Genomic DNA, 12,455 nt, shown 5'->3' with positions numbered 1-12,455 from the left:
GCCTCTCGCGAGGAACTGACGAACGGTCAGGATCCTTCGGGGCGGATCTTCGCCAGGCCCCGGTAGCGCTCCGGGTCGACCACGGCGGACAGTCCGTTGAGCATCAGCCGGGTGCCGCCCTGGAGGTGGGCGGTGTCCTGGGTGCCGTCCCCGCTCAGCACCAGGTACGCGTACTGCTCGGTCCAGTCGAGCCGGGATCCGGCGCCCTGGGCGGCGAGTTCGAGCGTCACCAGGGAGACCCAGCGGCGCAGGCCGTCCACGTGGGCCTCGTACACGTAGACGATGCGCTCGCCGGGCACGATGTCGTGGAACCGGGAGCGGTATTCGAGCCGCTCCTCGATGTCCCCGGAGACGAACAGGTTGGTCGCCACCTCGCTGCCGCCGACCCGGAAGTCCAGCGCGTGGGTGGCGTGCTTCGAGGAGCCGGGGAGGCGGAACCAGCGGGTGCGCAGCGCGGGCTCGGCGAAGGCCGCGAAGACCTGCTCCGGCGGCGCCGAGAAGCCGACCTGCAGGGCGAAGGAACCGTGGACGACCTGCGGTTTCCCGTCGGTCGGAGAAGTGCCCTCATGTGCGTGATCAAGGCGGCCAGAGCTCACGCGGCGACACTACCACGCAGGCCGATCACCGTTCGGCCGCTCGGCCGGCGACCGTGTCGCGTCGCCGGCCGAAAGACCTGATCGGACGTCAACTTCCGTTGCCCATAGGGTCAGATCCAGCCTTCGAGGGAGGCCAGGAAGCCGTCCAGGTCGTCCCGGTGGATGCAGTGGCCGGTGTCCGGCACGTACCGCACCTCGAACCCGCTCGCGCGCAGGGTCTCGGCCAGCTCGTCCGGGACGAGGTGGTGGTCGCCGGCGCCCTGGACCAGCGAGGGCACGACCGGGCGGGCCGGTACGTAGCTGTGCGAGCTCTCCAGCCAGTCGACGGCCCGGACGTCCCACCGCGCGTACCCGGCGAGCTCGGCCTCGATGTCCTCGGGCTGCCAGCGCGGGAACATCGGACGGATGGCCTCGGCGGTCGCCGCCTTGGTGAACTGGGCGAACTCGCGGATCTCCGCGACCGCCTTCTCGGTGAAACGCCAGGCGGGGTCGCTGTAGACCACCTTGGCCGGGCGCAGCCCCTCCACCGCCAGCGAGAGCACCGAGGCGCCGAAGGAGTGGCCGATCGCGAGGTCGGCGCCGGCCGGCAGCGACTCCACCAGGTCGGCGGCGAGCAGCTCCGGCGAGTAGGAGTCGGCCTGCGGGCTCTCGCCGTGGCCGCGCAGGTCCGGCATGATCACCCGGTAGCCGCGGTCGGCCAGCCGGGGCGCCACCCGGCTCCAGGTGTCCGACGACGAGATGATGCTGTGGACGAGCAGGGCGACCTTGTCGCCGTCGCCGACTTCGTGGAGCTTGAGCCTCATGGGCCGGGTCTTCCTCTCAACGCGTGGTTCGGACGGTCCGGAGGTGTCTGACGGGCCGGCGGTGTCCGGCGGCCGTCCGCGGCGGGTCGTCAGCGGTCGGCGGCGGTCAGGTGCACCAGGGCGCGGGCCGCCAGGCGGTAGCCGAAGGCGCCGAGGCCGACCACCACACCGCCGGCCAGCGGGGCGATCACCGACTCGTGCCGGAACTGCTCGCGCGCCCAGACGTTGCTCAGGTGCACCTCGACCCAGGGCTGCGGATAGCTCGCCAGCGCGTCGCGCAGGCTCCACCCGGCGATCATCAGCGCGCCGGGGTTGACCACCGCGCCGACGCTGCTGAGCCGGTGCTCGTGGATGGCCCGGACGAGGTCGCCCTCGGAGTCGTGCTGGATCGAGCGGACCTCCCAGCCCACGCCGCTCACCTCCTCGGCGACGGCCTTCTCGATGTCGGCCAGCGTGTCGGTGCCGTAGATCTCCGGCTCGCGCTGGCCGAGGATCCCGAGGTTGGGGCCGTTCAGGAGAAGCATCGTGGTCATGAGTCACCTCGCTGGTCGGAGACGCGGATCGCGCCGGGTGCCCGGTCGGGGGTCTGTACCGGGTCGGTGTGCTGGTCGCCCAGGCCGAGTTCGGCCCCGGCCACCTCCTCGGCGCGGGTCATCGCGTACCGCAGGATGGGCGGCGCCATCAGCGAGGTCACGATCGCGACGAGGATGATGATGGTGTACGTCTCGGTGTTCAGGACGCCCAGCCGCAGGCCGGTCATCGCGACGATCACCTCGACGACGCCGCGGGAGTTCATCCCGGCGCCGAGCGCCAGCGCCTCCCAGCGGTTGAGCCGGCTGAGCCTGGCCCCGATGAAGGCCCCCACGAACTTGCCGAAGATCGCCACGGCGAGCACCGCGACCGCGACGCCCAGGACGATCGGGCGGCCCAGCGCGGTGAGGTCCATCCGCAGGCCAGCGGTGGCGAAGAAGAGCGGGGCCAGGAAGGCCAGCACCGTCGTCCGCAGCGGCTCCAGCTTCGCCGGGTCCAGCTCGCCGCTGGTGCCGATCAGCACACCGCAGACGAAGGCGCCGAAGATGGCCTCCAGGTGCATCGCCTGCGTCGCCGCCGCGCTGAACAGCACCAGCACCACGGCGGTGGCGATCGTCGGCATCGGGCCCTCCGACCGGCCGGCCGCGCGCAGGGCCCGGCCGACCAGCGGGCGGCCGACCACCAGGGCGAAGACCACCACGCCGATCGGGTACAGCACCGCGGTGGTGACCACCCCGGCGGTCAGCCCGGCGGTGGCCATCGCCGAGACGACGGAGAGCAGGAACCAGCCCACCACGTCGTCGACCACCCCGGCGGCCAGGATGAGCTGGCCGATGTCGCGGTGCAGCAGCTTCATGTCCAGCAGGGTCTTGGCGATCACCGGGATCGCCGTGACGCACATCGCCACGCCGAGGAAGAGCGCGAACACCGCCGGGTCCGCGCCGCTCGGGAGGAAGGACCGCGGCAGCAGGTAGCCGGTGCCGATCCCGAGGCCCAGCGGCAGCAGCAGACCGGCGATGCTGACCCGGGCCGCGGTCAGCCCGCGCCGGCGGACCAGGGCGAACTTCAGCTCCGCGCCGGTGACCCCGACGAGCAGCAGCACGCCGAGCTGCCCGACGGCGTCCAGCAGGTGCAGCTGGTCTGGCTTCTGCGGCAGCAGCCAGTCGGAGAAGCCCGGCAGCAGCGGTTCGAGGACCGAGGGCCCGAGGAGTACGCCCGCGCACAGCTCACCGGCCACCGCGGGCAGGTTGAAGCGCTGGGCCAGGCGGCCGAGGACGAGTGCCAGGAGGAGCAGCACGGCGACCTGGAGGAGGAACACCAGGAGCGAGTGCTGGCCGATCGTCGGCAAGGGTGCGGCGGTTCGCATGTCGACCCATTCCAGGAGGTGGTTCAGCGGTTGGTTGCGGCGTCCTGCCCGGTGAGTCTCCGGGCCAGCAGCTCGATCACCTCGGCGCTCCGGTCGGCGAGGAAGAAGTGTCCGCCGGGGAGGACCTCCAGCTCGGTCGCCCCGGTGGTGTGCTCCTCCCAGGCCCGCGCCTCGTCGATCGACACCCGCGGGTCGCTGTCGCCGGCCAGCACCGTCAGCGGGCAGTCCAGCCGCTGGTCGGGGTCGTGCCGGTAGCGCTCGATGGCGGTGTAGTCGCTGCGGATGGCCGGCAGGATCATCGCCAGGTTCTCCGGATCGGCCAGCATGAGCTGGCTGGTACCGCTCAGCGCCTTGAGCTCGGCCACCACGTCGGCGTCCGAGCCGGTGTGGACGTTCTCGTCGCGGTAGCGGGACGGCGCCCGCCGGCCGGAGGCGAACAGCCTTACCGGCGCCGGGAGTCCGGCCCGCCGCAGGCGCAGGGCCACCTCGTACGCGAGCACCGCGCCCATGCTGTGGCCGAACAGCGCCAGCGGCTTGTCGTCCAGGTGGCGCACCGCCGCGAAGATCTCGTCCGCGAACTCGGGGATGTTGTCGATGCCCGGCTCCTGGTGGCGCATCTGACGGCCCGGGTACTGGATCGCCAGCACCTCGATCCCCTTCGGGGCGAGCACCCGGGACACCGGGAAGAAGAAGCTCGCGGACCCGCCGGCGTAGGGCAGGCAGACGAGCCGCACGGTGCTCGTCGGCACCGGGTGGAAGACACTGACCCACTTCTCGTAGTGGGCGGTCGTCGCTTGGGCCATGCCGGATCTTCCCTTCGGGCAACGGTCCGTGGCGCGGCCGCGGGCCCACGCCGGAAGGCGGTGGCGGGCGGACTGCGCACGGGTCCCCGGATTCTTCGGGACGTCCGCACAGTAGGCCGATCAAGACCGGTCGTGGTATCCCCCGATCTGATAGCCCGGGGCGGACGTTGACGCTTCACGCGGGTCGCGGTAGTAGTCTTCCGATGTTCCTGCCAGGGCTGTCGCGCCCCGTTGTCGCGCGCAGCCGCCGCGGCGTCCGAGCAGCGCCTGCGCGCTCCTCCGCCGTGTTCCCGCCGCCGTGCCCACCCGCCGTGCACCGGTCCGCACCGGTCCGCCGCCTCCCTGCGATGAGGGGTCCCTATGCCCAAGGTGTCACCGCACGAGCCCCCGACCGGCCCGACGGACACGGACGTGGTCGTCGTCGGCAACGGGCCGATCGGGTCCGCGCTCGCCGTCCTGCTCGCCCAGCACGGCTGGCGGACGACCGTGCTGGAACGCCGCCGGCGCCCGTACACACTGCCCCGGGCGACCAGCTTCGACGGGGAGACCGCCCGGCTGCTCGCCGCCTGCGGGATCGGCCCGGACCTCGGCCGGATCACCGAACCGGCCTCCGGCTACCAGTGGCGGACGGCGGCCGGCGAGACCCTGCTGGACATCGAGTTCCGGACCCCGGGCCCGTACGGCTGGCCGGATGCCAACACCATGCACCAGCCCGCCCTGGAGGAGCTGCTGGCCGCCCGGACGGCGCGGCTGCCCGGGGTCACCGTGGAGCGCGGCCGGCAGGTCGTCGGGATCGCCGACCACGGCGACCGGGTCCTGGTGACGGCCGAGGACGAGGACGGCGCGGCGCGGACGGTCTCGGCCCGCTGGGTGGTGGGCTGCGACGGCGCCAACAGCTTCGTCCGGGACCACCTCGACGTCCCCGTCACCGACCTCGGCTTCTCCTACGAGTGGCTGCTGTGCGACGTCGAACTGCGCGAACCGCGGGCTTTCGTACCGACCAACCTGCAGATCTGCGACCCGGCCCGGCCCACCACGCTGGTGGGCAGCGGCCCCGGGCACCGGCGCTGGGAGTTCATGCGGCTGCCGGGCGAGCGGGCCGCCGAGCTGAACCGCGAGGAGACGGCCTGGCGGCTGCTCGCCCCGTTCGGGGTCACGCCGGACACCGCCACCCTGCTGCGCAGCACCACCTACATGTTCCAGGCCCGGTGGGCCGACCGCTGGCGGGCGGGCCGGGTGCTGCTGGCCGGTGACGCGGCCCATCTGATGCCGCCGTTCGCCGGGCAGGGCATGTGCTCGGGCATCCGGGACGTGGTCAACCTGTCGTGGAAGCTGGACCTCGTGCTGCGCGGTCTCGCCGACGAGGCGGTGCTGGACACCTACACCGGGGAACGCCGGGCGCAGGTCAGGGAGTCGATCCTGGCCTCGGTCCAGCTGGGCCGGGTGATCTGCGTGACCGACCCGGCCGCCGCCGCCGAGCGGGACGCCACGGTGCTGGCCAACCGGCACGGCCGGGGCCCGACCCGGCCGGAGCCGGCCAAGCCCCTCACCGAGGGCCTGCTGTACGGCGGCGGGGGCGACGGACCGCTCAGGCCGGCCGGCGAGGTCGTGCCGCAGGGGGTGGTCGACGGGCCCGGCGGCCGCGGCCTGTTCGACGAGGTGGTCGGGCGCGGCTTCGTGCTGCTGCTCGCGCCCGGGGCGGACGCCCGGCTCGGCGCCGAGCGGCTCTCCTTCCTCGCCGGGCTCCGGGCGCACGTGGTGCGGCTGCTGCCGGCCGGCCGGACCCGGGACGAGCAGGGGGACGGGCAGGGGGACGCCGGCGCCGGGGAATCCGGCGAGGTCCGGGTGGTGGACACGGACGGCGTCTACGGGGCCTACCTGGCGCGGTACGGGGCGAGCGCGCTGCTGGTCCGCCCGGACTACCACGTGTTCGGCGCGGCCGGCGAGCCGGCGGGCGCGGCCGCGCTGGTGGACGGGCTGCGGGCCGGGCTGACGGCCGCCGTACCGGCGGGCGCGGCGGGCCACGGGGGCTGACGCGGCGCGGCCCCGCCCGGACCGGCCGGTCCGGGCGGGCCGTCCCGCGCCCTACTGCCCGCGGGCCAGCAGCACGGCGCCGCGCAGCGAGGAGAGCCCGCCCAGCCGGGCCGGGGCGACCGGCAGCGGGGCCAGGCCCGGCCGGGCGAGCGCGGCGAGGTGCTCGGCCGTCCGGTCGGCGAGTTCGGGGATCCCGGCCGCGAAGCCGCCGCCGAGCACGGCGAGCCGGGGGTGGAGCAGCTCCGCCACGCCCACGGCGGCGGCGGCCAGGGCGCGGCCGGTCCGGTCGAGTGCCGTGACGGCCCAGGACTGCCCGGCCCGCAGCCCCGCCCGCAGCTCGTCGAAGGTGACGGGCGCGCCGCGCAGCCGCTCGGCGCGGGCCAGGGTGGCGGGCCCCGAGGCGGTCGCCTGGAGGCACCCCCGGCGGCCGCAGACGCAGACCGGGCCGTCCAGTTCGACGACCAGGTGGCCGAGTTCGAAGGAGCCGTGCGCCGGGCCCGGGCAGAGCCGGCCGCCGAGCACGAGGCCGCCGCCGATGCCGGTGCCGACGCCCAGGTAGAGGAGGTCGGCGCAGGCCGCCGCCTCGGCCTCGGCGAGGGCCGCGAGGTCCCCGTCGTCCGCCCAGACGACGGCCGCCCCGGGGAACAGCGCCCGCAGCGCCGGGCCCAGGGGCAGACCGGTCCACTCCGGCCGGCTGGGCCAGGCGGTGACCCGCTCGTCCGGGCCGACGGTGGCGGGCATCGCGACACCGACGGCCCGGAAGGGCGCGCCCGACCGGGCCGTCAGCGTGCCGACGTGCTCGGCGAGCCGGGCCAGGTCGTGGTCGGCGTCGCGGCCCGGGCCCCAGGCGAAGGTGGTCTCCTCGGCCCGGCCCGTCGCCGACTCCGCCCGCAGGGCGACCTTGGTGCCGCCGACGTCGATGCCGAGGTAGCGCGGCGCCTCCTCGGCGTCCGTCGCGCCGCCGGGCCCCGGTGCCGGTCCGTTCTCGCCGGTCCGCATGGTGTGCCGCCTCCGCGCGGTCGGGTCAGCGCCCGCTGAGGGCCGGGCAGAGGGCGAGCAGCTCGACCGGGCGGCGCAGCACCACGTCGGGGCCGGCCGCGAGCAGCTCGGCCTCGTCCGGACCGGCCCAGAGGGCGGCGGCGGAGGCGACCCCGGCGCCGCGGGCGCTGGCCAGGTCGGTCGGCGCGTCACCGATCATGATGGCCTGGTCGGCGGGTACGTCCAGCAGTTCCAGCGCGCGCAGCACGATGTCGGGGGCGGGCTTGGGCCGGGCCACCTCGTCGGAGCCGATCACGTGGGCGAAGTACGGGAGCAGGCCCAGGCCGTCCAGCAGGGAGCGGGCCCGGTCGCCGGCCTTGCCGGTGGCCACGGCCATCCGCAGGCCCCGGTCACGGAGCTCCTGGAGCAGCTCGGGGATGCCGTCGAAGACCTGCACCTGGTGCGCGAGCCGGTAGCTCTCGCGGACGAAGGGCGCCTCCATCTCCAGCGGCAGGCCCATGATCCGCATGATGTCCGGGAAGTAGCGGCCCTGGTGGCGCTGGTACTCCTCGAAGGGCGCCGGGCCGTCGCCGACGATCTCGGCGTAGGCGATGGAGAACGCCTGGCCCATCACGGCGAAACTGTCGACGATGACCCCGTCCAGGTCGAAGACGACCGCCTGCCGGGGGTTCGCTGCTCTGTCCGTGGTCGTGGCGGACCCGGGTGCCGATGTGGCGGTCATGAGGTCCTCACCTCCTCGTGGGCGGCTGCGGGACGGGCGGATCGCGCCCGGCCGGCAACACGGGCCGACTCGTAGAAACTCTCGATGAGCTGGACCGTGCCACGCGCCTGCGCGATGGCCCGGCCGCGATGGGCGGGGTCGGCCAGCAGTGCCCCGAGGCCGTCCAGTTGGCGCCGGTACTCGGCCCCGATCGGCTCCGCCGGCACGGCGATCCGACGGGTGGTGCCCTCCCGGGTCAGGGTCAGGACCGGCTCGGGCTGCCGGTTGGGGCTGAAGCCGAAGGTGCAGCGCAGTTCCGCGCTGCCGGCGCTGCCCTCGACCACGATCCGGGAGACGTCAAGGGCCTCGTGGGAGGCCCAACTGGCCCGCAGCGAGACGGAGATGCCGTCCTCGCGGACCAGGAAGCCGCGGGCGGTGTCCTCCACGTCGCCGGTGAGCGCGTCGGCGGGCCGGTCCTGGCGCCAGGCGGCGGACCAGGCGCCGACGTTGACGAAGTCGTCGGAGGTCGCGCCGACCACCTGGGCGAACTCGGCCGGCCCGACCAGGGCGGCCAGCGCGTCCAGCAGGTGCCAGCCGAGGTCGACCAGCACCCCGCCGCCGGCCGTGCTGCGCCGGGTGAACCAGCCGCCGGCCTTCGGGACGCCGCGGGCCCGCACCCACGACAGGTCGACGTGCCGCACCCGCCCCAGGTCGGGGACGAGCGCCGCCAGTTCGCGGACGTCGGCGCGGTGCCGGGCGGCGCTGCCGGCCAGCAGCATGCCGCCGTCGAGCTCGGCCCGCGCCAGGTCGTCCGCCTCGGCGGAGGTCAGGCAGACCGGCTTCTCCAGGAAGACCGCGAGGCCGCGCCGCAGCAGCGCCGCGGCCACCTCGGCGTGCAGGTGGTTGGGCACGGCGACGACGGCGACGTCGACGTCCTCGGGGTGGAGGGCGTCCACCGCCGCGTGGGCGGGGATGCCCGTCGCCTCGCCGACCGCCGCCCGCAGCGCCGGGTCGGGGTCGACGACGGCGACCACGTCGAAGTCCTCGTGCGTCCTGAGCCGCGAGAGCCAGAGCTCCCGGCCGGCCCAGCCGAGCCCGACGACGGCGGCGCGATGCCTCACAGGGCTGCCACTGCGTCGGCGACGATCGCGGCGGTGGCGTGCAGGGCCTCCTCGGAGGCGAGCAGGACGCGGTGGTGCAGCCAGACGCAGTCCCGGCTGATGGCCTCGGTGTTGGGGCAGCGCTCGGCGACCGCCTCCGGGGTCTCGTCGGGGGCGGCGGTCTCCCAGAACGCGTCGGTGCGGTAGATCGCGCGGAACGCGGCGAAGGCCGGCAGGCCGGCGTCGACCAGGCGGTCGACGAGCTCGTTGCGGCCCTCCTCGGAGATGCCGGGGATCCGGAACATCGCCATGTAGTGCGAGTTGCGGTCGGCCCGCGGGTCGCTGCCCTGGGGGACGACGCCGTCGATCGCGCCGAGCAGGCCGGACAGCAGGTTCCAGCGCTCCTCGCGCAGGTCGGTCTGGGCGTCGAGGCGGCGCAGCTGGGCGCGGAGCACGGACGCCGAGAACTCGTTGAGCCGCATGTTGGTGCCGGCGATCTGGTGGAAGTACCGGCGGTCGGTGCGCGGCCGGCCGCAGCTGTGCCGCAGGAACGCGGCCTCGTACAGCTCCGACTCGGGGAACAGCAGGGCGCCGCCCTCGCCGGCGGTCATCAGCTTGCCGTTCTGGAAGCTGAAGGCGGCCACCGAGCCGAGCTCGCCGACCCGCTTGCCCTGCCAGCGCGCGCCGTGCGCGTGCGCGGCGTCCTGGAGCAGCGGGACGCCGGTGGACTCGGAGAGCTTGCCGAGGGCGTCCATGTCCGCGATGAGCCCGGCCATGTGCACGGGCATGATCACCCGGGTGCGCGGGGTGATCGCGGCGGCCACGGCCGCCACGTCGATGTTGTAGGTCACGGGGTCGACGTCGACGGGGACGGCGACCGCGCCGAGCCGCTGGGCGGCCTGGGAGGAGGAGATGAAGGTGAAGCCCGGCACGATGACCTCGGTGCCCGGGCCGGCGCCCAGACACTGCAGCGCCAGCTCCAGCGCGTGCGTGCCGTTGGTGACCGCCAGGGCGTGCGGTGCGCCGTGGTGGTCGGCGAACTCGCGCTCGAAGGAGTTCACCTCGTCCCCGCCCATGCGCCACCACTGGCCCTGCTCCAGAGCGCGTATCAGGCCGCTCCGCTCGTCGTCGTCGTACTGCGGCCAGGAGGGGAATTCCGGTGCCGGTCGCGCGTTCATGTCTCTCCAAATCTCCGCTACGAACTGGTCTCCGCTTTTGGACGGCCTGGCGGGATTGAGCGGGCGGGGCGCGTGGCCGACGGAAGAGCGGAACAATGGCCCCTGGGATGTCACGCAAGGTATTGCGGCCTCACAGTAGGCGCCGCCCTCGGCGGCCCGCATCCCTCGTTCTGGTAGTCGTCGGCCCCGACCTGCCGATCACCCGTCAGCGCAGCCCGAAGAATGCGCGGTACTCGTCCACCTGACCGTTCAGCATGTGGATTCCGTGGTGGACGTCGAACCCCAGGGCGGCCGCCAGCCGCAGCAGCGGCGTCTCCCTCGGTTGCATGATGATGTCCGCCACCACGGCGCCGGGCGCGAGGGCGTCCGGCCGGAACGGCAGCGGGTCGCCCGGGCGCAGGCCCAGCGGGCTGGCGTTCACCGCGATGTCGCTGTCGTGCAGGGGCGGTTCGGCCGAGGCCCGGACCCGGCCGGGCCAGTGCTCGGCCAGCCGTGCGACGAGCGCGGCCAGCCGGGGCCCGTCCGGGTCGGTGACGGCGAGCCGCTCCGCGCCCGCGGCGAGCACGGCGGCCGCGATGGCGCTGCCCGCCCCGCCGGCGCCGGCCAGCGCGACCCGGCGGCCGCGGACGTCGTGGCCGGCCCGCGCCAGGCCCGCGACGAAGCCGGAGCCGTCGAAGTTCTCGGCGAGCCAGCCGCCGTCGGGTTCGCGGCGCAGCACGTTGGCGGTGCCGGTGATCTCCACGGTGCGGCTGCGCCGGTCGGCGAGGCCGGCGGCGGCGGCCTTGTGCGGCACGGTGACGAACAGGCCGTCCAGGTTGCCGATGTGCTGCAGGCCGCGGACCACCGTGGCCAGGTCCCCCGGCCGGGCGTGCACCGGGACGAGCACCGCGTCGATGCCGAGCCGGGCGAACAGCGGGTTCAGCAGCCCGGGTGACTGCACCTGGGCGACCGGGTCGCCGAGGACGGCGTACAGCCGGGTGGCCCCGCCGATCGGCGGGCCGGGCGGGATGGCGGGCTGCGGGGTGTCGGTCATCGTGGCCTCCCGGGGCGGGGTGCGGTGCCCTGTGCGACCGCCTCCGCGAACATCTCCGCGACGGTGAAGGCGAGTTCCATCGACTGCTCGGCGTTCAGGCGCGGATCGCAGGCGGTCCGGTAGTTGCCGGGCAGCTCGTGCTCGGCGATCCCCCGGGCGCCGCCGAGGCACTCGGTGACGTCCTCGCCGGTCGCCTCCAGGTGGAGGCCGCCGGGGTGGGTGCCGAGCGCGCGGTGGACGTCGAGGAAGCCGGCGATCTCCTCGACGACGTGGTCGTAGTGGCGGGTCTTGTACCCGTTGTCCGCGGTGCGGGAGTTGCCGTGCATCGGGTCGCACTGCCAGACCACCTGGTGGCCGGAGGCGGTGACCTTCTCGACGATCGGCGGGAGCACCTCGCGGACCCGCGCGTGCCCCATCCGGCTGATCAGCGTCAGCCGCCCGGGGGTGCCGTGCGGGTCGAGCCGGCGCACGTACTCGACCGCCTGCTCGGGGGTGGTGCCCGGGCCGATCTTCACGCCGATCGGGTTGGCCAGCAGCTCCGCGAAGGCGATGTGCGCGTCCTCGGGCCCGCGGGTGCGCTCGCCGATCCAGAGGAAGTGCGCCAGTCCGCTGGAGTACAGCGGCTCCGGCCCGTCGTCCGTCACCCGGAGCAGGGCGCTCTCGTAGTCCAGCAGCAGGGCTTCGTGGCTGACGTAGACCTCGCTCCCGGGCGCCGTCCCGCCACCGGCTCCCGGGCCGGCCGGGAGGCCCAGGCCGCGGCCGATCTCCTCGGCCGCCGGCGCGTACCGGTGGCCCCCCGGCGCGTCGCGGACGAAGCGGAGGTTCTCGGCGTGCAGCGCGTGCGGGTCGCCCAGGCCGTCCCGGCGGAGCCGGCGGGCGATGTCCACCGTCCGAGAGGCCTCGGCGTGGGCCAGCAGCATCCGCTCCGGGTCCGGGGTGCGGGCGGCGGGCGTGGGTTCGACGCCGTTGACGATGTCGCCCCGGTAGACCGGCAGGCCGTGGGCGTCGACCTGGTGGGAGCGCGGCTTGGCGTACTGGCCGGCGGCCCGGGCGACCGGCACCACCGGCAGTCCGGTGGTGCGGGCGAGCACCAGGGCCATCCGCTGCAGCAGGCCGAGGTTGGCGCGCAGGTGCGGCTCGGTGTTGTCGGCGAAGGTCTCCGCGCAGTCGCCGCTCTGGAGCAGGAAGGCCTCGCCCCGGGCGACGGCCGCCAGCCGCTCGGCGAGCCGGGCGGTCTCGGCGGGCGTGACGATCGGGGCGGCGGCGCGCAGCCGGGCGACGACCTCCTGCGCGCGGGCCCGGTCCGGCCAGC

General features: G+C 74.8%; 12 protein-coding genes. 1 reads left to right on the top strand and 11 read right to left on the bottom strand.

The window, feature by feature from the left end; translation table 11 throughout:
- Positions 1-26 precede the first annotated feature (26 nt).
- From ABT263_RS28320 to ABT263_RS28300, 5 genes are all read right to left on the bottom strand, one after another.
- A complete protein-coding gene (locus ABT263_RS28320; protein WP_352294560.1) occupies positions 27-596 on the bottom strand; it encodes an SRPBCC domain-containing protein in 570 nt (189 codons plus the stop codon).
- Between the two features lie 110 nt (positions 597-706).
- Positions 707-1,399, bottom strand: a complete 693-nt coding sequence (locus tag ABT263_RS28315; RefSeq protein WP_352294558.1) for an alpha/beta fold hydrolase — start codon at positions 1,397-1,399, stop codon at positions 707-709.
- An 89-nt stretch (positions 1,400-1,488) separates the two neighbouring features.
- Entirely contained in the window at positions 1,489-1,932 is a 444-nt protein-coding gene (locus ABT263_RS28310; RefSeq protein WP_329491280.1) for a type II 3-dehydroquinate dehydratase, read from the bottom strand.
- Positions 1,929-3,296, bottom strand: coding sequence for a cation:proton antiporter (locus tag ABT263_RS28305; protein WP_352294556.1), 1,368 nt, complete (start codon positions 3,294-3,296; stop codon positions 1,929-1,931). The genes ABT263_RS28310 and ABT263_RS28305 overlap by 4 nt, the downstream gene beginning before the upstream one ends.
- Before the next feature lie 23 nt (positions 3,297-3,319).
- A complete protein-coding gene (locus ABT263_RS28300; protein WP_329491278.1) occupies positions 3,320-4,099 on the bottom strand; it encodes a thioesterase II family protein in 780 nt (259 codons plus the stop codon).
- A 360-nt stretch (positions 4,100-4,459) separates the two neighbouring features.
- Between ABT263_RS28300 and mhpA the strand changes: the two genes are divergently transcribed.
- Positions 4,460-6,133 carry a bifunctional 3-(3-hydroxy-phenyl)propionate/3-hydroxycinnamic acid hydroxylase MhpA gene (gene mhpA / locus ABT263_RS28295; protein WP_352294554.1) on the top strand — a complete coding sequence of 558 codons (1,674 nt, stop codon included), beginning with the start codon at positions 4,460-4,462 and terminating at the stop codon, positions 6,131-6,133.
- Between the two features lie 51 nt (positions 6,134-6,184).
- Here mhpA and ABT263_RS28290 read toward each other — a convergent pair whose 3' ends face one another.
- The 6 genes from ABT263_RS28290 to ABT263_RS28265 all read right to left on the bottom strand — a co-directional run.
- On the bottom strand, positions 6,185-7,132 hold the full coding sequence (locus ABT263_RS28290) for an ROK family protein (protein ID WP_352294552.1): 948 nt from the start codon (positions 7,130-7,132) through the stop codon (positions 6,185-6,187).
- Positions 7,133-7,157: 25 nt separating this feature from the next.
- Positions 7,158-7,853, bottom strand: a complete 696-nt coding sequence (locus ABT263_RS28285) for an HAD-IA family hydrolase (RefSeq protein WP_352294550.1) — start codon at positions 7,851-7,853, stop codon at positions 7,158-7,160.
- The gene (locus ABT263_RS28280; protein WP_329491274.1) at positions 7,850-8,953 is read right to left on the bottom strand and encodes a Gfo/Idh/MocA family protein; all 1,104 of its coding nucleotides are present in this window, start codon (positions 8,951-8,953) and stop codon (positions 7,850-7,852) included. The genes ABT263_RS28285 and ABT263_RS28280 overlap by 4 nt, the downstream gene beginning before the upstream one ends.
- Positions 8,950-10,110, bottom strand: a complete 1,161-nt coding sequence (gene rifK / locus ABT263_RS28275; RefSeq protein WP_352294548.1) for a 3-amino-5-hydroxybenzoate synthase — start codon at positions 10,108-10,110, stop codon at positions 8,950-8,952. Before rifK ends, ABT263_RS28280 begins: the two co-directional genes overlap by 4 nt.
- A gap of 205 nt (positions 10,111-10,315) precedes the next feature.
- Positions 10,316-11,143, bottom strand: coding sequence for a shikimate dehydrogenase family protein (locus tag ABT263_RS28270; RefSeq protein WP_352294546.1), 828 nt, complete (start codon positions 11,141-11,143; stop codon positions 10,316-10,318).
- On the bottom strand, positions 11,140-12,455 hold a 1,316-nt coding region (locus ABT263_RS28265), incomplete at its 5' end, for a 3-deoxy-7-phosphoheptulonate synthase (protein ID WP_352294544.1). The genes ABT263_RS28270 and ABT263_RS28265, both read right to left, overlap by 4 nt.

It is taken from the genome of Kitasatospora sp. NPDC001603 (assembly GCF_040298365.1).
Classification (GTDB): domain Bacteria; phylum Actinomycetota; class Actinomycetes; order Streptomycetales; family Streptomycetaceae; genus Kitasatospora.
Note: the sequence above shows the minus strand (reverse complement) of the source record. Positions and strands in the feature narration are given on the sequence as shown.

Coding starts and splice junctions, on each gene's coding strand:
- rifK (WP_352294548.1), bottom strand. CDS start 10,110: ATGAACGCGCGACCGGCACCGGAATTCCCCTCCTGGCCGCAGTACGAC.
- ABT263_RS28270 (WP_352294546.1), bottom strand. CDS start 11,143: ATGACCGACACCCCGCAGCCCGCCATCCCGCCCGGCCCGCCGATCGGC.
- ABT263_RS28300 (WP_329491278.1), bottom strand. CDS start 4,099: ATGGCCCAAGCGACGACCGCCCACTACGAGAAGTGGGTCAGTGTCTTC.
- mhpA (WP_352294554.1), top strand. CDS start 4,460: ATGCCCAAGGTGTCACCGCACGAGCCCCCGACCGGCCCGACGGACACG.
- ABT263_RS28315 (WP_352294558.1), bottom strand. CDS start 1,399: ATGAGGCTCAAGCTCCACGAAGTCGGCGACGGCGACAAGGTCGCCCTG.
- ABT263_RS28305 (WP_352294556.1), bottom strand. CDS start 3,296: ATGCGAACCGCCGCACCCTTGCCGACGATCGGCCAGCACTCGCTCCTG.
- ABT263_RS28310 (WP_329491280.1), bottom strand. CDS start 1,932: ATGACCACGATGCTTCTCCTGAACGGCCCCAACCTCGGGATCCTCGGC.
- ABT263_RS28285 (WP_352294550.1), bottom strand. CDS start 7,853: ATGACCGCCACATCGGCACCCGGGTCCGCCACGACCACGGACAGAGCA.
- ABT263_RS28290 (WP_352294552.1), bottom strand. CDS start 7,132: ATGCGGACCGGCGAGAACGGACCGGCACCGGGGCCCGGCGGCGCGACG.